13 protein-coding genes are annotated in these 19,906 nt (G+C 33.6%); all 13 read left to right on the forward strand.

What is annotated here, in order from left to right; all coding sequences use genetic code 11:
- Positions 1 to 12 precede the first annotated feature (12 nt).
- The 13 genes from ABD935_RS13495 (at position 13) to ABD935_RS13555 (ending at position 19,902) form a co-directional block, all read left to right on the forward strand.
- Positions 13 to 2,244: a heparinase II/III family protein gene (locus ABD935_RS13495; RefSeq protein ID WP_345192783.1), complete on the forward strand. Its 2,232-nt coding sequence runs from the start codon at positions 13 to 15 to the stop codon at positions 2,242 to 2,244.
- 270 nt (positions 2,245 to 2,514) lie between these two features.
- Complete coding sequence (locus tag ABD935_RS13500) at positions 2,515 to 4,791, forward strand: alginate lyase family protein (protein WP_345192785.1); 2,277 nt, start codon at positions 2,515 to 2,517, stop codon at positions 4,789 to 4,791.
- A gap of 166 nt (positions 4,792 to 4,957) precedes the next feature.
- Positions 4,958 to 5,332 carry a cupin domain-containing protein gene (locus tag ABD935_RS13505; protein ID WP_345192788.1) on the forward strand — a complete coding sequence of 125 codons (375 nt, stop codon included), beginning with the start codon at positions 4,958 to 4,960 and terminating at the stop codon, positions 5,330 to 5,332.
- 406 nt (positions 5,333 to 5,738) lie between these two features.
- Positions 5,739 to 8,822: a SusC/RagA family TonB-linked outer membrane protein gene (locus ABD935_RS13510; protein ID WP_345192791.1), complete on the forward strand. Its 3,084-nt coding sequence runs from the start codon at positions 5,739 to 5,741 to the stop codon at positions 8,820 to 8,822.
- Between the two features lie 18 nt (positions 8,823 to 8,840).
- Positions 8,841 to 10,316 carry a RagB/SusD family nutrient uptake outer membrane protein gene (locus ABD935_RS13515; protein ID WP_345192793.1) on the forward strand — a complete coding sequence of 492 codons (1,476 nt, stop codon included), beginning with the start codon at positions 8,841 to 8,843 and terminating at the stop codon, positions 10,314 to 10,316.
- Positions 10,317 to 10,338: 22 nt separating this feature from the next.
- Positions 10,339 to 11,286, forward strand: coding sequence for a PKD domain-containing protein (locus ABD935_RS13520; protein ID WP_345192795.1), 948 nt, complete (start codon positions 10,339 to 10,341; stop codon positions 11,284 to 11,286).
- A 41-nt stretch (positions 11,287 to 11,327) separates the two neighbouring features.
- Positions 11,328 to 12,818 carry a hypothetical protein gene (locus ABD935_RS13525; protein WP_345192798.1) on the forward strand — a complete coding sequence of 497 codons (1,491 nt, stop codon included), beginning with the start codon at positions 11,328 to 11,330 and terminating at the stop codon, positions 12,816 to 12,818.
- Between the two features lie 21 nt (positions 12,819 to 12,839).
- A complete protein-coding gene (locus ABD935_RS13530) occupies positions 12,840 to 13,757 on the forward strand; it encodes a polysaccharide lyase family 7 protein (protein WP_345192800.1) in 918 nt (305 codons plus the stop codon).
- 24 nt (positions 13,758 to 13,781) lie between these two features.
- On the forward strand, positions 13,782 to 14,705 hold the full coding sequence (locus tag ABD935_RS13535; protein ID WP_345192802.1) for a polysaccharide lyase family 7 protein: 924 nt from the start codon (positions 13,782 to 13,784) through the stop codon (positions 14,703 to 14,705).
- A gap of 175 nt (positions 14,706 to 14,880) precedes the next feature.
- Positions 14,881 to 15,585, forward strand: coding sequence for a FadR/GntR family transcriptional regulator (locus ABD935_RS13540; RefSeq protein ID WP_345192803.1), 705 nt, complete (start codon positions 14,881 to 14,883; stop codon positions 15,583 to 15,585).
- Between the two features lie 198 nt (positions 15,586 to 15,783).
- The gene (locus ABD935_RS13545; protein WP_345192805.1) at positions 15,784 to 17,067 is read left to right on the forward strand and encodes an MFS transporter; all 1,284 of its coding nucleotides are present in this window, start codon (positions 15,784 to 15,786) and stop codon (positions 17,065 to 17,067) included.
- Positions 17,068 to 17,110: 43 nt separating this feature from the next.
- Positions 17,111 to 17,875, forward strand: a complete 765-nt coding sequence (locus tag ABD935_RS13550; RefSeq protein ID WP_345192807.1) for an SDR family NAD(P)-dependent oxidoreductase — start codon at positions 17,111 to 17,113, stop codon at positions 17,873 to 17,875.
- Positions 17,876 to 18,222: 347 nt separating this feature from the next.
- Positions 18,223 to 19,902, forward strand: coding sequence for a glycoside hydrolase family protein (locus ABD935_RS13555; RefSeq protein ID WP_345192810.1), 1,680 nt, complete (start codon positions 18,223 to 18,225; stop codon positions 19,900 to 19,902).
- Positions 19,903 to 19,906 lie beyond the last annotated feature (4 nt).

Genomic DNA, 19,906 nt, shown 5'->3' on the forward strand with positions numbered 1-19,906 from the left:
AAACAAGTCATTATGTTAGGACTTAAAGAATCTCTTTTTTGTTTAGTGTTTGTAATATGCCAAAATGGTTTTTCACAGCATATTCCATCTAATAAAGTAGTTGCTTCAAATAATCTTTCAAGCTATTTAAAAAAGGATATATCGACAGAATTAGGCTGGGACAATAAAATTTCAAAAGCTGAATTAGCCCACTTTCTTAGGCAAAAATTCTCGGAACGTTATTTCTATAATTGGCAAGATGTTAGCAAACGCTTTTCAGTTTATAAAAGTTTATATGCATATCAAGAAAAATCACATGATGAGCGTGCCTTGGATCATATGGCTAAATTTGCTGATGCTACAGAATGGGTTTTGCCTTTTAATTATCAAAACGGCAAATCAGTAAATGCATATGCGCTTCGTCATTTAGCACGCCAGCATAAAATGGTAGATATTGCTTATATGTACCATTATCAAAATAAAAATCCTAAATATTTATCCTATTTTAAAAATCAATTACGATCTCTTAATGATGCGCTTCATTCCGGTAAATATGAGAAAATTGAAAACGGAAATGGTGTTTATGAAGCCTTTAGGTCTGGGTATCGCGTTTTAAATTGGTTGCATATTCACAATATGTTTCTTGGTGAAGCGAGTTATACAGATGAGGACCAGCTAACTACTATAGCGACCTTATTGCAACATGGTGCACATTTATACGAACATAATGCTGAATTCCATTCTGGAAATCATCAAACTCGTGGGCTTTCTGCTCTGGCAATGCTTTCTATTCTTTTAAGAGATTTTGAAGGAACCGATAAATGGTACAAGCGCTCCATGCGTTTGTTAGAACAACATTTGGCAAAAGAGATTAACAATGATGGATTTCAGTTTGAACGTACCATCCATTATCACATGAGCGATATTGGTAATTATTATTATGTTTATCAATTGGCAAAATTGAGCGATTTAAAAGTGAGTAGCTTTTGGAAAGACAAGCTAAAATCACTGTTTGTTACGTTAACAAAGTTGACTTATCCAGATAAGTCAGCACCAGTACTTTCTGATGATACTGATAATCCTTGGGGAGAAAAAAATGATATTTCTGGAGCTTTAACTTTAGGTTATTTATTGTTCGAATCACCTAAAATGGGCTATTTTGCTAATAGTACAGTGGACGCTAAAATGTTTTGGTACATTACTAATGCTCAATTAGACAGGTTGAAAAATATAGAGTCTAAACCGCCAACACTAAAATCGGTTGAATTCCCAACAACGGGATATTATATTATGAGAGAAGGCTGGCAAAAAGACGATAACATGATGATTATATCTAGTGGGTTAGATGATAAAAAACCAGACCACCAACATGGTGATATGTTGGGTGTTCAAGCCATGGCTAATGGCAAGATTGTGCTTCCAAATTATCAAGTACGTTATTCTCTTAAAGATTTAGAATTGTTTAAAAATTCGATGACTAAAAATGTGGCATTGGTTGATGATGAGCTACAGGGTAAACAATACACATCTAACAAGGGCGGTAGCGGTTTTGGTAAGTTTAGAGAATTGCCAAATCCTAAAACCATAACTTGGAAAACTGATGAGAATTTAGATGTTTTTGTTGGAAGCCACAACGGATTTAAAAATATTGATGTGGATTATTCCAGGCAAGTTGTTTATTTAAAAGACGATTTTTGGATTGTAAAAGATAATTTTAAATCAAACAGACCGCATACATATAAACAAATTTGGCAAGGGCATTATAGCACAGAGGAAGCCCCTAATTTAATCCGGTCTACTTTTGAGGATGCTTCAGGATTAGATATTTTTCAATTAATAGCAATTGATACCGTTTCCAATTCAGGCCAACGTGGAAAAGGGTGGTCGGTAGTTTCTAAAAAAGCCCAAACTAATTTCAGTTTTATAACGGTATTATACCCTTATAAAGGCTATTCAAATAGAATTGATGAAGGCAGACTAAATCCAGATTTGAAGGGGTGGGAAATAAATACTTCAAAATGGGGTGCAAAAGGTAAGGAGCCAATAACCTTGTCAAAAGGAAATGAATCTATATTCTTTTTGGTGAATGAATTAGAATTCGAGGGCTTAAAAATTAAATTTTCATCTTTAGCAGATGTGTTTGTTAAAATGAATGAGAAAGAAGTAATTATCCAATCTTTAAGTGATAAAGAAATGCAAGTTACCGTCGGCATTAAAAAAGAAAAAACACTTAAACCGGGAGAATCTATAAAAAGTAAGCGATAAATTGAGCTTTTAAAAGCTTAGCTTAAGGTAAAGTCTCCAAATTGTCTATTAATGTTTTGTTAAACTAATCTAAATGCTTACCTTTGGTAAACCAATTTGGTTAACCAATTTTTCTGAATCAACTTTTGAAGCAAAATAATTTTATGTTTTTACTTGTTGTTTCCCATAGTGGGTCAAGATATAAGCGGTTTTAGAGAATTAAATCTGAAAACCTTCATTAAAAGAAAAGTTACAGATTAATTAGATTTAGAAATAATTTTTAAAATTACTATGAATTCAAAAATTAAAATTTCGCTTTTGGCTGTTTTATTTGTAGCCCTTTCTTGTAAAGAAAAAACAGAAGAAATATTAAGTGGTCAATCAAGTAGTCAAGGACATCCTAGTTTAATTTTAACAAAAAAAGGTGTTAAAGATATTAGAGCAAACCTAGGAAGTATTCCAATTTTTGATAAAACCTTAGCTGCAACTCAAAAAGAGGTTGATGCTGAAATTGAAAATGGTTTTGATGTGCCAGTTCCCAAAGATTATTCAGGAGGATATTCACATGAAACACATAAAAAGAATTATGTATTGATGCAAAAAGCCGGTGCTTTATATCAAATTCTTGATGACGATAAATATGCCAAATTTGTAAAAGACATGCTGTTTGAATATGCAAAGCAATATCCAACATGGCCTATCCATCCAAAACCACGATCTTACGCTAGGGGCAAATTATTTTGGCAATGCTTAAACGATTCTAATTGGTTGGTGTATACAAGTCAAGCTTATGATTGTATTTATGATTTTTTATCAGAAGCAGAACGTAATACTTTAGAAACTGATTTGTTTAGACCCTTTGCAGATTACATATCAAAAGAAAATCCGCAGTTTTTTAACCGAGTTCATAACCATGCAACTTGGGGTAATTCTGCTGTTGGAATGATTGCATTAGCTATGGATAATGAGGAACTTTTGGATAGAGCTTTGAATGGTGTTAGAGATGAAGGTTTTAATCCAGATGAAAAGGATAATGATGGTGGTTATATTAGAAAAGAGGGTCAAAAAATAGGTTTTTATGCCAATGTAGATGAGCCTTTTTCTCCAGATGGATATTTTACAGAAGGCCCTTATTATCAGCGTTATGCTTCGTACCCATTTTTAATTTTTGCACAGGCGCTTCAAAATATAAAACCCGAACATAAGGTGTTTGAGTATAAAGATGGCGTGCTAATAAAAAGTGTTAATGCCTTATTAAACTTATCGGATGCTGATGGCGAATTCTTTTTGTTGAACGATGCCCAGAAAGGTATGTCGTATTTTAATTCATCCTTGATCTCTACTGTTGATATAGGGTATCATTTTGGAGGTAATAATCCAGAATTATTAAGTATAGCTAAAAAGCAAGATGAAGTAACTCTTGATGATGCAGGTTTAGCAGTAGCTCTTGGAATAAAAGAAGGTAAGGACAAACCGTTTGTTAAAAAATCGATTGAATTATCCGATGGAGCTCATGGTGATGAAGGTGCTGTAGGAATTATACGTAGTCACGATATGGAGTTGGTATTTAAATACACCGCACATGGATTGAGTCATGGGCATTACGATAAATTATCGTTCGCTTTATTTGAAGATGGTAATGAGGTTGTGCAAGATTACGGCATGGGGCGTTTCGTAAATATTGAACAAAAAGGAGGTGGAAATTATTTAAAAGAAAACAAAACTTGGGCTAAACAAACCATAGCTCACAATACAATTACACAAAATGAAAAGTCTCAGTTTAAAGGGGAATATGATATGGCTAGTAAGCATCATTCAAATAAATATGTATTTAATGTAGCAGATGAAAATGTACAAGTTGCTAGTGCTAAAGAAGAAAATGCTTATCCAGGAACTAAACTTCATAGAACTATGGTAGCTATAAAGGATGAAGATTATGATAATCCTTATATATTAGATATTATGCGCGTGTCGTCTGAAAATTCAAATCAATATGATTTACCATTTTACTTTTTAGGACACATTATGCAATCCAATTTTGAGTATTACAAATTGAGTGTGCCAGAAGTTTTAGGGAAATCTGACGGGTATCAGCATTTATATAAAGAAGCCAGTGCATCTGTTAAGGGAGAAAACATTAAACTAAACTGGTTACGAAACAATAAGTTTTATACATATTCTGCAGTAACTCTTAATAATGATGAAGTTATTATAGGTAGAATAGGCGCAAATGACCCAGAATTTAATTTGCGTAATGAGCAAACATTGATTTTAAGAAAAAAGAATGTTAAGAATGCATTGTATGTTTCAACAATAGAATCACATGGAACATATAGTCCAGTTTCTGAATTGGCCGTGAATGCGTATAGTAATATAGAACATGTAAGTGTGGTACTTGATTCAAAAGAATATACAGCGGTGCAGGTATTGACCAAAAACAAAAAACAACAACTATTCATCATTTCAAACGAAAACAATGATGAAGAAGCCGAACATAAATTAACAATAAACAACAAAGAGTATACCTGGAAAGGTGTTTATAATTTGAACTGGTTTAAACTTTTTTGATTGAAGCGAAAAATAGAGATTTTTTGCTCAATTGAAGACTTTTTTGAACTGCATAGCATCGTTACGGAGTTATAAAAAGACAAAAAGTGAGTGAAAAATATCATTTTACAGCCAATTAAATAAAGTTTAAATGAGTTCGTTAACAGAAAATAAATAAATTTTAATTATGGAAAGATTTAGCGAAAAGTACATCATTACAAAAGATATAGAATGGGAAGCGCTTGGAGGAGGAGTGTCAAGAAAATTCTTAGGTTACGACAATCAAATCATGATGGTAAGTGTGAAATTTGATAAAGGCGCATTAGGTGCGCCACATCAACATTTTCACACGCAAGCTACCTATTGTGTTTCAGGTAAATTTGAATTTGAAATTGATGGAGTAAAGCAAATTGTAGAAGCAGGAGATGGCGTGTATATTGAGCCTAATTTATTGCATAGTGCAGTTTGTTTAGAAGAAGGACAACTAATTGATACGTTTAGTCCTGTAAGAGAAGATTTCTTAACTGGTGATGGACCATCTTATTTTGGAGATAAAAAGTGATAAGAAAAAAATCTGTTAGCCCAATCCGTGAAGATTTCATGGAATATAGTGTTAAAGTCCAAAATTATTTGTTTTTAACAAAAAATTAATATACATTTGGTTTTCCAGACTGGTAAACCAATTTGGAAAACCAACAAAACTAACTAAATGTATAACTTTAAAAAAAATATCAAAACCATTATGAGGGCTTAAAAAAAAAGGACAGGTGCACGCCTATCCTTTTTAAAGTAGTTTACTTCTTTTAGGAGGGAAGTAAAAAAATAACACATGTTATCACTTTCATGAAAAACATGCATTCTGCAAAATTACAAAAATTAGATAGAATAATTGTGTTTTATAAAAGGGGTATCCTAATTAGTATTTACAAATACTATAAACTATCATTTTAAACATTAAAAAACTAATTATGAATTTAAAAACTAAGCTAACGCTAATTGCAGTATTGTTTTTCAATATTGTATTAATTGCCCAGGATGGAGTGGTCATAAAAGGAACTGTTGTCTCTGCAACAGATAATATTCCCATTCCTGGTGTAAATGTTATTGTGGTGAATACCTCAAGAGGTGCCACTACCGATTTTGATGGCGCCTATCAAATTCAAGCTAATAAAGGAGAGGTGTTACAATTTTCTTATGTTGGATTTGTTACTCAAGTTAGAGTTATAGGAGATCAAACAACTATAAATGTTTCACTTGTTGAAGATTTAGCAACTCTTGATGAGGTTGTAGTAATTGGTTATGGAACTCAGAAAAAATCTCATCTTACTGGAGCTATTTCTAAAGTTGTAAACGAAAGTTTAGACCAAATAGCTGTAGCAAGGGTTGATGATGCATTAGTAGGGCAGGTTTCTGGTGTAAACATTCAAGCGAGTTCTGCAGAAGCTGGTGCTGCTCCTACTATTACAGTTAGGGGGTTTGGATCGATTACTGCTGATTCTGGACCAGCTGTTGTAGTAGATGGAGTAATTGTAGATTCTAGTTTTCTTGGAAACTTAGATATGAACGATGTAGAGTCTTTTGAAGTTTTAAAAGATGCAGCATCTGCAGCTATTTATGGTAGCGAAGGGTCTAATGGTGTCATTCTAATTACAACAAAAACTGGAAAAGCTGGAAAAACAAAATTTTCATACAATACTTTTACAGGATATAAAGATGCCTTTGGAAGTGATTACTATAAGAAAAGTGTTGCTGGTTGGGCGGCTAAAGAGTTAGCGGCTACTGGTCAACTTTCAGAATTTACCCAATACGCACAAAAAATAGTAGAAGTAACGGGTATTGATAGAGACTGGCAAGATGTTTTTTTTAATGGAGGGTTTATTACAAGTCACTCTTTATCAGCAAGTGGTGGAACTGAGGATACAAAATTCACTACGTCATTAAGATACCTACATGATGAAGGTGTTGTAATAACTGATGATTATAAATTGTATTCTGCAAAATTGAAACTAGACAGTAAATTAAGCAAGAAGTTAAAATTTGGATTGAGCGCAACACCTTCTTACTCAAAAAGAAGAGCTTTACCTACGTCCGTTCACAACCCAATAAGACAATCACCTTGGTTGCCTATATATCATTCAGAAGAAACACTACAATTTATCAATAGAGATGCTTATCCAGATGTGGGAGTAGGAGATTATTTTTATGAGAATCATTTGGTTGAATTAGATTTAGATGGTAACGGTAGTGATAGCAGACCGCGTACCTCTGGTGATGCTAATCCTTATGCCCAATATGTTGAAAGAGAACATTATGAGTTCAATACTAAATTATTAGGTTCTGCCTATTTGAGTTATAAAATTATAGATGGTCTTACGGCTAAAACATCTTTAGGGGTAACTATAGAGCAGCGTAAAAGAACAAGATGGGATGGGACACAACACCATGCATCTGGTAATAGTAGAGCTGAATATTTATTGAATAATAGATTTAGTACTAGGCTGATTTCTGATAATACCTTGTCATATAATAAACAAATTGGTAATCATGATATTAGTGCTTTAGCAGGTGTCACTATTCAAAAAAGAAAACGTGAAACCAGCCAAATTGTAGGTACTGGGTATACTAATGATTTACTTAAAAATTTACAAGGTGCAACTACTGTTGTTTCAGAAGGTGAATTCAATATCGAGCAAAACAAAATCGGATATTTTGGTAGAATTAATTATGCTTACGCTGATAAATATTTATTATCTGCTTCTTTTAGACGTGATGGTAGTTCTGTTTTTGGCGTAGATTCTAAATGGGGTGATTTCCCTGCTGTATCTTTAGGATGGAACGTGTCTAATGAAGATTTTCTTGCAGAATCTGGTGTTCTTAGTAAACTTAAACTGAGAGTTAGTTACGGTCTTACTGGTGCTGAAAACTTTAATGTGGGAGACGAATTGGTTAACGCATGGCCTTATTTGGCACAATTGGATAATACCAATGCTATTACTAATGGGGGTATCGCATCGGGTGTTTCTCCTAAAAATATTGCAAACTTATTGTTACAATGGGAAGCTTCTGAGGAATTTAACCCTGGTTTAGATTTTGGATTTTTAAACAACAGAATTTCAGGTTCTTTAGATTATTATAAAAGAACAAGTGATCAGTTATTGTTAAACAACCCAGTGTCTTATGTTACTGGATTTAATAATGGTATCGTGAATTTAGGGAAAGTAGAAAACAGCGGATGGGAATTTGAATTAAGAACCAAAAATATTACTAACGAAAATTTTTCTTGGAAAACGACTGTAATTGCATCTACTAACAAAAATGAATTGCTTGATTATGGTGAGTCTGATGGCGCATTAACTGAAGATGGATTTGGTAGAAATTCACAATGGATAAATTCTGTAGGTAACCCTATTTCTTCTTTTTATGGTTATGTTGTAGATAAGGAGTTAGCCAATGAATATTGGGATTCTCCTTGGATTCCAATTAACGGACGGTCAGAAGATGTTATTGTTAAAGATTTGAATGGCGATGGGTTAATTACAGATGATGACAAAACTATTTTAGGAGACCCATACCCAGAAATTATTTGGAGTTTGTCAAATGAATTCAAATTTGGAAATTTTGATTTTTCTTTTATGATTCAGGGAAGTCAGGGTGCTGAAGTAAAAAATATTGGAGATCAATATTTCGGAACATATTGGCAAGGAGGGACTTCTGATGAACAAGCAGTAGTCGATGCTGGAATTATTCCTGATGCTTCTTTTCTTCAACAGAGAGTTCATACAAATGATGTTGTTCAGAGTGCTGGTTATTTTTCATTGAGAAATGTAAATATTGGCTATAGTTTATCTAAAGATACGGCATCAAAATTAGGAATGACATCATGCAGGCTTTATGCTACGGGTCAAAATTTAATATACATTACTTCTGATGATTATAACGGTTTTAATCCGGAATATATCGATAGTAATAATACGCCTCAATCTTATGGAGCCCAAAGAGCAGGTACACCATTGTTCCGTACTATGTCTGTTGGTTTAAACGTTAATTTTTAATCAAAGAAAATATTAATTATGAAATATATAAAATTATTAATTTTTGCTGTAACAGGAACTATGTTTGTTTCCTGTGATACGGATGAGTTTTTAAACCCATTACCGGACTCTGCTATTGTTGCTGATAGTTTTTTTCAATCAGATGATGATGTACTATCTGGGATTATTGGGATTTATGATGCCTTACAAGGTGTAAATGAAAATACAGAATCAAGTTCAATAAGGTTCAATAGAGGCGTGCAATTAGAGTATCTTTTGACCGAGCATCGCTCTGATAACACTAGAAGTAAGACGCTTGAAGGATCAAGAGCCGATTTTCATAGATATAGAGTTGAGCCTGATAATGTTCAGTCCGAAGATTATTACCAATCTATGTATGAAATCATTTTTAGAGCAAATAATGTCCTTAAATACGTTGATAACGCCGATGCTGGAAACATAATTAGCTATGCAGCCGAAGCTAAATTTTTAAGAGCTTACGCGTATTTTAACTTAGTAAGATTGTACGGAGCTGTACCATTAGTTACTTCTGTAGTAGGTGCTCAAGAAAAAGAATTGCTTTTTACAAGAGTTGCAGAAGCTACGGTGTATGAGCAAATTGTATTAGATCTGCAAGAAGGAGTTACTTATCTTGATAATACTCATAAGTCAAGAGCTTCTAAAGCTGCAGCTCAAGGACTTTTAGCAAAAGTGTACTTAACGCAACCAACACGCAACTATATTGGTGCAAAACAATTGTGTGAGGATATTATTAACAGTGCTGTTTTTGCTTTAGAACCTAATTTTAGAGATGTATTTTATGATGAATTGAATAGCGAAATTATTTTTGCGGTTCAGTACTTATCTGGAAATCCAGATGAAAGTCAAGGTTTTTCATCTGAATTTACTTCTTATAGTCGTCAAGGTAGACAGGATGGACTTAACATAGTTAATCCGAATCTTGCTGAAGATTTTATTGCTTATGGTGGAAATAGAACAGAAGCCTCTTATGCTGCTTTTGGTGATGATGCTGCGCTTCCTGTACCAGAGGATGCCGAGGTAATAAAGTTTTTACCCGATGGGTCTGATATATCTGATACTAATCTTCCAACCTATGGAGAACAACCTGGAAATGCAGGAAATGACTGGGTTATTTTACGTTATTCAGATGTGCTATTAATGCATGCTGAGGCTATTATGCAAGATGGAGATACTACTGATAGTAATGCCATTGATTCTTATATGGAAGTTAAAGTTAGAGCAGGGTTTGATGCTATTGCAGATCGTCCTTCGGTTTTAACTAAAGATGCTTTATTACTTGAAAGAAGAGTAGAATTGGCTTTTGAAAATCATCGTTTCTTTGATTTGCTAAGATTAGGGGTTGCACATGATGTATTAGGTACACATGCTAGTATAAAGGGGTATACGAGTTATAATATTAGAAGGTTATTATTACCAATTCCATCAAGAGAAATTAATTTAAGTGATGGTCTTTTAACTCAAAACCCTCAATAACAATATATAAACTTAAAAAATTATGAAAAATCAATTAAATATTTTCAATAATACCATAAAGGTGCTGTTATGCATATCGGTAATAATGCTCTCGGTAAGCTGTGAAGAAGCTTTTGAGTTTGATTTGCCAGAGGCGGGCTCACAAGTAGATAATAATTTACCAACAGCCGATTTTGCTTATATTCCAAATGCTGAAGATTTCAAAATTATAGAATTCAATAATTTGTCAACGGAATCTATCAAATATCTTTGGGACTTTGGAGGAGGAGATACTTCAACAGATAAAGACCCTATCTATACTTTTTCAGCTGGTGAAGGCACTTATCCTGTAACATTAACTGCTCTTGATGCAAATGAAGCGTCAACTACTGTAACATTAGATGTTGAAGTAGTAGATAAATTTGTCCCTATTCCAGTAACAATTTTGAATGGAGATTTTAATGACGGACAAAATGATTGGAAATTCTCCTCTTTTACAGGAGGAACAACGAGTCCTTATAATTCAAGTTCTGATGGGTCTTTTACAAATTATGATGAGTCGGATAATGGAGCTAAAACAGCAGGTGCAAAATGGACTAAATCTACTTCTGCGGGAGCTTACTTAAGCTCTAATACGAGATATGCATACCAAGCCATTATAGTGTCTCCTACATTAGTTGACCGTACAGTTAAATATATCTTAGAATATGAATATGCTATAAAGACACCAGCAGAACAAGCAGGTGTTGCTCCAGGAGGTAATAGAATCATTTCAGAAGTTTTAGATGGTCACTTTGCTGATGGTGCTGATGCAGTAGCTAGTACTCCTATTTCACAATTTGTTGCAAATGAAGTTAAAGGAAAAACATCACATACAAAAGTTGAGCAAGAATTTACTACAAATGCTAGTGGCGAAGTTGCTATATTGATTTATGCGGTAACAGATGTCGATGTTTATATTGATAATGTTAAAGTTTACGCAGTAGACTAATTTTGGTAGAGAGTAAAAAAACATTTAAAAAACTTACAATTATGAATTTATTAAAAAAAGGAATATTTGCCTTGTTGATAACGGGCCTTATAATGTCATGTGAAGAAGATGATATTGTGGCGCCAACCGAAAGCACTATGGGCACGGGGCTTACGGAGATTACATTTTCAAGCTTTAAAGCAATTCCGGGTCCAGATGAAAATGGAATGGAAGATGGCACCTATATAACTGTAAATCCACTGGCTATTGGAGTTAGTTCTTATGATGTTGATTTTGGAGATGGCAGTCCAGTTGTTACAATTACAGTGCCAGAACGATCTGTTTCCTATGATTATCCTAATGAGGTTGAAGAAGTTACATACACGATAACAGTAACTGCAAAATCTAATAAGGGGTTATCAAGTGTTACTATGTCTGAATCTATAACCGTTAAACATGAAGTTTCATCTGTAACTTCAGCACCTGATTCGCCAACTGTAGGTCTTGAGGAGGTATTATCTATTTACAGTAGTGGTATTGAATATAATGGTGGTACTATTTCTTACAGATATAAAGCTGGTGGAGTTGATTTTGATGAAGGAGCAGCACAATATGCAGAGGTAACAACAGCTTCAGGAAATAAGGTCATTCAGTATTCCCGACTTAGTGAAGATGTTGGTGCATCTATTGAATTAGATGAAATTGTTGTTGCAGATGCTTTTGATACAGGTATTGCAGCTACACATATTCATTTTGATGTGCATTCAGAATTTGCTGTTGGTATTGATAAGTTAAAAATAATTTTGGTTAATGGAAGTACAGAGTATGTTTTTAATCAAGATTTAACAGATGGAGAGTGGATAAGCTTAGATTTGGATTTGGCTACTGATTTTTCAGCACCAGTTATTCAATTTGATGAAATAAAATTTGAACTAGGTACAGGAGGTGAGGCAAATGATGCTGCGACGCTTAATGTAGATAATGTTTATTTACACAAACCTATAAGTTCCGTTATTCAAAATGGTGATTTTAATAACAAAACAGATCATTGGAGGTTTACTGCTTTTACAGATGGAACCACAACTCCATTTGGATCAAGTTCTGATGGCTCTTGGACAAATTATGATGGAACAGATAATGGGAAAAAAACAGCAGGAGCAAAATGGACCGCAAGTCAATCTGGAGGATATCTCCAAAGTTCTGGTTCTAGATACGCATACCAAGCTCTTAAATTAATGCCTAATACTGATTATATCTTAGAATATGAATATGCTATAAAAGATGATACTGCAGACGATCCTATTGGAGGGAGAAGAATTGTAGGGCTTGTTCTAGATGGTCATTACATTGATGGTGCGGATGCTGTTGATGATATCGATTCTAATTTAGGGAATCATGTTGGAACTATAGCTGAGGGGAAATTTAATGCTACAAGAGGCACATTAGTTCAGATACCGTTCACTTCCAATGATAGTGGTGAAGTTGCTGTAATGTTTTATGCAGTTACTCCAAAAGATGGATGGATTGATAATGTTAAGGTATATTTAGATTAGAACCATAATAATTCAGTTTAAATGAAAAAATTCCGAAAAGAAATATTAATAACAATTTTAATAGTGTTTCTATCTGTTAACGCTATTTCTCAAAATAAGAAAAGTAGCGTTACAGAATCGGATTTAAAAACTGAACAAAAGCATAAAAAGAAAAAAAAGAAGAAGGTAAAACTTCCAAAAATTGATTTAAGTCACTGGAAAGTGACCTTGCCAGTAGCAAATGAAGAAGGGAAGCCCATTGAAATAAACCCACCAGAGATTTTAGATTTCGCATCAAATGAGATAGCTAAACCTTACATGTATATAGATTCTACAAAAGGAGCTATTGTGTTTCACGCTATGCCAACTGATTCCAAAACCAAAAATACTAAGTATACACGGTCAGAATTAAGAGAACAAATGGTGCCAGGTGATAATAATACCAATTGGACGTTTGCTGATGGAGCTTATATGAAGGGTAAATTGGCCATGGATGCAACCACCAGAGATTCTGATGGGAAATATCACAGAACCATTATCATGCAAATTCATGGGCGTTTAACTAACGAACAACGTGATTTAATAGGTGAAGATGATAATAATGCACCACCAATGTTGAAAATTTATTGGGATAAAGGGAAGATAAGAGTTAAAACCAAGGTGCTCAAAAATCTGAATGCAACTGATGAAGAATTATTACACGAAGATGCTTGGGATAATGACGACGGATTTAATTTTGAAGAAGAAGTAGGATTTAGAAAATTCACACTTGAAGTAAAGGTGTCAGAAGGTAAAATGGTAATTGTTTTAAATGGTAATGAATTTAAAGTTTATGAAAGCATTCATATACGTAGATGGGGTGTTTTCGAAAACTACTTTAAAGCAGGCAACTATTTTCAATCAAGAGATGAAGGTTCATTTTCAAAAGTTAGGTTTTACGAACTAGAAGTAAGTCATTAATTCAAATTTTAGATTATAAATATAATGTCAACACCAAACCATATTAAAATGCTTTTTTTAGGAACTTTTTTAGTTCTTATTGCTGGCCTTAACTTTAGCTGTATGAATGGAGGTTCTGATGATGTGCCTGTTGCTGTTGGTAATGAAGATGTGGATGATGATGTTACTGAAGAGGAAGAGATAACTTCCAAATTACCCGAAATTAATCTAAACAATTGGAAAGTTACATTACCTATCGGGAAACCAGACGAAGTAAAGCCACCAGAGATTTTGGATTATGCAACTAACGAAACTTTGAAGCCTTTCTTTTATAATGATTCTATAAATGGAGCGCTAGTATTTTACACATATCCAGGAGCTTCAACAGCTAACTCATCGTATTCTAGAACAGAGTTAAGGGAACTAATAAATCCGAATGATGGCGGTAAAACAAATTGGACTTTCGCTCAAGGTGGACATATGAAGGGAACGCTATCAATGGATGAAATTTCAAAAGACAATAATGGTAATTACCATAGAACAATTATTATGCAAATCCATGGTAGATTAACAGACGGTCAACGTGATTTAATCGGTCAAAAAGATAATAATGCGCCACCTATGTTAAAAATATATTGGACTGGTGGTAAGGTTAGAGTAAAAACCAAAGTTTTAAAAGACTTGAATGCTTCAGGTACCGATATTTTAAAAACGGACTCTTGGGGCGATGATGCAGGACATACTTTTTCAGAATATGTCGGTTTTGAGAAGTTTACTTTAGAAGTAAAAGTAGAAAGCGGAAGGATGGAAGTGATTTTAAATGGTAATGAGTCAGTAGTTTACAATGATATCCACATTCAAAAGTGGAGTGTTTTTGAAAATTATTTTAAGGCAGGGAATTATCTGGTATCATTAGATGCTAATGCTTTTTCAAGAGTTAAATATTATGATTTAGAAATATCACATTAATAATCAGTGATTAAAATGTTATTTGAGTTGGTTTTTTTATTTAGTTTGAAGTTAAGGTTTACTGGCTAAATTTAGCCAGTAAAGTTTAACAAATAAGAAGAAAAAATAGGTTTATGTATTTTTTTGTTACATTTAGCATAAATATTTGGTAAACCAGTTTTTTAAAATAAGACACATGAAATTAGAAACAATAATAATTAGAGATAATCAAAACATACAAAATGCTATAATCGATAAAATTAGAGTATTAATCAATTATAAGAATTTAGAACCTGGAGATAAATTGCCCTCAGAACGAATGTTGTCTGAAAAGTTTGGTGTAAGTAGAAGTAATATACGAGAAGCTATTCAGAAATTAGAATTTTATGGCATATTAAAATCGATTCCTCAAAGTGGAACTTTTATTGCAAATATTGGAGCCGTGGCTATTAACGGGATGGTTGATGATATTTTAAGGCTTGAAGATCCAGATTTTAAATCGTTAGTAGAAACAAGAATTTTATTAGAACTTAAAACGGTAAGGTTAGCAGCATTAAGACGTTCAGAAGATGATTTAGAAAAAATAAAAGAAGCTTTAGATGCCTATGAATCTGTTGCGCTATCTGGTGAAGATGCTGTACAAGAAGATTTGTTGTTTCATCTTGCTATTGCAAAAGCAAGTGGTAATGCGACTATAAATATGTTTATGTTGTCAATTACGCCACAAATTCTTATTGATTTTGAAAAATATCATGTCTGTGATACAGATCAAGCTGTTGAAGGCGTTAAGGAGCATACAGAAATTTATGAAGCTATAAAAAACCAAGACCCTAAATTAGCAAAGCAAAAAATGAAAGATCATTTTAGAGTATTATATCAGTATTGCTATAATGTGAAATAAAAATAAATGAGTTTGAAAAATAAGAAATGCACGCTTTTATTTTTCAAAAGAATAATAAAATATTAGGAGGGAAGAAATTCTACCAATAGTATTTCTTAAAATAAATTTTAAAAAAGAGTAAACAAAATCAATATCTGTATACTCAATTCATGATTACAAAGTAGTCGTGCATAGATAATAATGAAAAAACATTAAGACATGAAAATTAAAGGATTACGTTGGTGGATTATTACATTAATTTTTATAGCAACCGTTATAAATTATATTGATAGAACGGCTTTTGCATTGTTATGGCCCGAAATGGGAGAGGACTTAGGCATGGATAAGTCTGATTATGCCATTATGCTAAACGTATTTATGGCTTGTTACGCCTTAGGGAAATTTGCGTCTGGTAAATTATATGATAAAATAGGTACACGATTAGGTTTTACCGTTTCTATTATTATATGGTCTGTGGCATCAGCCTTTCATGCATTTGCTAGAGGAATAATAACGCTTTCTATTTTTAGAGGTTTGTTAGGAATAGGTGAAGCTGGTAACTGGCCAGGAGCAGTAAAAAGTAATGGCGAATGGTTTCCGATTAAAGAGCGGGCAACAGCGCAAGGTATATTTAATGCTGGCGCGTCTATAGGAAATGTTATAGCGCCCTTTGTAATTGTTTTCTTGTATACGCAATTTGGATGGAAAACAACATATATAATTTTAGGGGCAGTTGGAATGCTGTGGGTAATTCCATGGTTGTTCTTAAACAAATCTACACCTGAAAAACACCCATGGGTAACCGAAGAAGAAAGAAGCCTAATAATAGCAGATAGAATAGAAAAGGATGAGCTTATTCATAATAAAAAAGTTAAAAGTTTAAGTGTGGCTAAAATATTAAGTTATAAAGAATCCTGGGGCGTATTGTCTTGTCGTTTCTTTATAGAGCCAATTTGGTGGTTTTTTGCAGGATGGCTGCCAATTTATTTAAATGATAAATTTGGTTTGAGTATTGAGGAAATTGCAGCTACAATGTGGATATCCTATTTAATGGCCGCAGTTGGCAGTATTCTAGGGGGTATGTTTGCAGGAGAGTTAATGAAAAAGCGTTCTGTAGACTTCTCTAGAAAAGCAACTATTTCCGTAGGAGGTCTTTTAATATTGATAGCCTTTGTGTGTATAATTACGTTTGTTGGAGAGAACAACTTTATGACTTTTATTTACTTAGCTGGACTTGCATTATTTGGATTTCAATTTGCAATTGGTAATATACAAACCATATCGAGCGACCTATTTAGAGGGCCATCTGTAGGTACTTTAGCTGGATTAGCAGGAACCGTAGCAGCAGTATCACCAATGATAATGAATTGGTTTGTTGGGCAAATTACAACAAGTTCATACACGCCTGCATTTATTGCCATATGTGTAGCAGTGGTATTAGGGGTTTTATCAATATTTATGTTTATAAAAAATATAGGACCAGTAAGAGAAACAACAGAGTAATATTAATAATCAATAATTAAGTAATAAAAATAAATTTATAAATATGAGCAATTTAAATAGTAAGGTAGCAGTAATTACAGGAGCTACAGGAGGTATTGGTTTCGAGGTAGCAAAAAGATTAGGTAAAGACGGATACACTGTGGTATTAAACGGTATTGAAGACGAAGCAGGAGCTAAAAGAGTTGAAGAGCTTGCTGTAGAAGGAATCACTTCTGAATATTACGGATTCGACGTTACTAAAGAAGAAGAAGTAACTGCAAACATCAATAAAATTGGTGAAAAGTACGGTAAAATTGATCTTCTAGTAAATAATGCTGGAGGTTTAGGCGGAAGATCTAGGTTTGAAGGAATGACTACTGAATTTTACAGATTTGTAATGGCATTAAACCTTGATTCAACATTTTTTGCATCAAGAGCGGCTATTCCATTTCTTAAAAAGGGTAAAAATGCTTCAATTATCAACTACACATCAATTGCAGGTTGGAATGCGGGTGGCCCTGGAGCTGGTATTTATGGAACATCTAAAGCGGGAGTTCATGCCATAACAAGAGCATTGGCAAAGGATCTTGCTGAATACGGAATTAGAGTAAACGCTGTATCTCCTGGTACTATTGATACGCCATTTCATAAAGAAATTAAATCTACTAAGCCAGAAGTATTCGCTTCATGGAAGAACAATATTTTATTAGGAAGATTAGGTCAGCCACAAGAAGTAGCTTCTGTTGTTTCATTCTTAGCAAGTGATGATGCTGCTTTTTTAACTGCTGAAACTATACAAGTTGGTGGTGGACAAGGTTTAGGGATTTAAATATTTTTTATAATTTTTATAAACTGCCGTTTTGTATATATTACAAAACGGCTTTTGTGTTTTATAAAAAGTAAATAGGATTTATACCAGTAATATCAATTGGCAAATGGTGTTATTAATTAGTGTTTCCGTCCAAACACTAATTATCGGCAGTTTAATAATATCGGTCTCAATTTCAGTGAGATTATTACTATTTATTGAAAGTTAATTTGATTTTTGTCATGTACTAAACATATTCAGTGCAATAATTAGAACAATTACACCCCTGATTCAGGACTCTAGAATACCAAGTAAAAACTATATTTACAAAATACATTTTGTAATCCCTTAAAAATAATTAGTATCTAATGCTATACTTTTACCACCCACGTATTATACCAGTATTGTTCTTGTTTTTTGTAAGTGTAACTTCTGTTTTAGGACAACAATTACCAGAAATACTTCAAAATAAATCTGTAAACGATTCCAATTATCTTCCAGATTTCAGTTTTGCAGGCTATCATAATGGAGAAAAAAACAGCCCCATGAACTTTGGGAAAGTTATAAATGCATTTGATTATGGTGTGATAGCAAATGACGGATTAGACGATTCTAAAGCATTGAAAAAAGCGATTGAAGAAACGTCAAAGATTCAAGGAAAAGTCACATTACAACTACCATCTGGACGACTTATTTTAAGTGATATTCTGTATTTAGAACGCAGTCATTTTGTATTACGAGGTGCAGGAACAGGCCCTAATGGAACAGAGATTTATTGTCCTAGACCTTTAATGTATGCCGAGAACCCAGAGGTATTGCAGGAGCTTCGTGAGTATTTGTTAGAATTTGACAAGCGACAAGGAGAGAAGGAAAACAATATTGATTTGCCGTTTTCGCAGTATGCTTGGGCTGGAGGATTTATCTGGACAAAAGTGCCTGGTGTTCGTGTAAAATCATACCTTCAGAAATATGAAAAACCGTATGATGTGGTTGCTAAAGTTTTAAATGGAAAGCGAGGTGCATTAAGTTTTAAGGTTTCCGAAGTAAAAAATGTAAAGGTTGGAGATGTAGTGGAATTACAAATTTTCAATAAAGATGGTGAAAAAGGAAAAATAATCGACGATTTATACAAAAATCAAGAGGTTCAAGTGGGGTCTCATCATTGGAGTTTCCCAGACTTACCATTAGTAAAGCAGCAAGTAAGGATTTCTGAAATTTCAGGAAACATGGTAACGATTAATAGTCCACTCACGATAGATATAAAATCAAGTTACAAAGCGCAATTAGTTATTTGGCAGCATTTGGAAGAATTAGGTATTGAACATTTAAAAATCACTTTCCCGAAGTCGCCACGAGTAGCACATCATGTAGAGCCTGGTTTTAATGGCATTTATTTAACACGCGTTTTTAACAGTTGGGTGAATAATGTGGTTATTGAAAATGCTGATAGTGGTATTTTAAGTGAAGAAATAGCGAATGTTACTATTAAAAATGTGACCACCAAAGGCGAGAATTTTGCGCATTATACCGTAATGATGCAGGGTACTTATAATGTGTTGGCTCAAGGTATAAAAGTTTATAATAAAGCGGTACATCCTTTAAGCTTTAATACGTTTGCTACAAAGAGTGTGTATTTAGATTGCGAGGTTTTTGTTGATCCTATTTTAGACCAACATTCTGGTGCGAATCATCAAAATTTGTTTGATAATATTAAAGTTCATTTAACACCAAATCCAGATAGAAGTTACCCGTTATTTACTGGAGGCGGTGCCGGTTACTGGAAACCATCACATGGTGCATATAGTACGTTTTGGAACATTCATGTTGATGTTTTAGAAGGTTTAGGTAAAACGGAACCTGTGCTTTTAAATGGTATGAAAGATGGACCTTATGCAAGAATTATTGGTGTTAACGGAAATCATAATTTGGATGTAAACTATGAGCCTATGGCACATATCGAATCCGTTAATAAACCTACAGAAGCTGTACCTTCATTGTATAGATACCAATTGAAAAACCGATTGAAAAACCGATTGAAAAACCAATGATTCC

It is taken from the genome of Algibacter agarivorans (assembly GCF_039543245.1).
Lineage (GTDB): Bacteria > Bacteroidota > Bacteroidia > Flavobacteriales > Flavobacteriaceae > Algibacter_G > Algibacter_G agarivorans.

Excerpts from the sequence above, each read along its gene's own strand:
- ABD935_RS13495 (WP_345192783.1), top strand. The coding sequence starts at position 13 with ATGTTAGGACTTAAAGAATCTCTTTTTTGTTTAGTGTTTGTAATATGC.
- ABD935_RS13500 (WP_345192785.1), top strand. The coding sequence starts at position 2,515 with ATGAATTCAAAAATTAAAATTTCGCTTTTGGCTGTTTTATTTGTAGCC.
- ABD935_RS13505 (WP_345192788.1), top strand. The coding sequence starts at position 4,958 with ATGGAAAGATTTAGCGAAAAGTACATCATTACAAAAGATATAGAATGG.
- ABD935_RS13510 (WP_345192791.1), top strand. The coding sequence starts at position 5,739 with ATGAATTTAAAAACTAAGCTAACGCTAATTGCAGTATTGTTTTTCAAT.
- ABD935_RS13515 (WP_345192793.1), top strand. The coding sequence starts at position 8,841 with ATGAAATATATAAAATTATTAATTTTTGCTGTAACAGGAACTATGTTT.
- ABD935_RS13520 (WP_345192795.1), top strand. The coding sequence starts at position 10,339 with ATGAAAAATCAATTAAATATTTTCAATAATACCATAAAGGTGCTGTTA.
- ABD935_RS13525 (WP_345192798.1), top strand. The coding sequence starts at position 11,328 with ATGAATTTATTAAAAAAAGGAATATTTGCCTTGTTGATAACGGGCCTT.
- ABD935_RS13530 (WP_345192800.1), top strand. The coding sequence starts at position 12,840 with ATGAAAAAATTCCGAAAAGAAATATTAATAACAATTTTAATAGTGTTT.
- ABD935_RS13535 (WP_345192802.1), top strand. The coding sequence starts at position 13,782 with ATGTCAACACCAAACCATATTAAAATGCTTTTTTTAGGAACTTTTTTA.
- ABD935_RS13540 (WP_345192803.1), top strand. The coding sequence starts at position 14,881 with ATGAAATTAGAAACAATAATAATTAGAGATAATCAAAACATACAAAAT.
- ABD935_RS13545 (WP_345192805.1), top strand. The coding sequence starts at position 15,784 with ATGAAAATTAAAGGATTACGTTGGTGGATTATTACATTAATTTTTATA.
- ABD935_RS13550 (WP_345192807.1), top strand. The coding sequence starts at position 17,111 with ATGAGCAATTTAAATAGTAAGGTAGCAGTAATTACAGGAGCTACAGGA.
- ABD935_RS13555 (WP_345192810.1), top strand. The coding sequence starts at position 18,223 with ATGCTATACTTTTACCACCCACGTATTATACCAGTATTGTTCTTGTTT.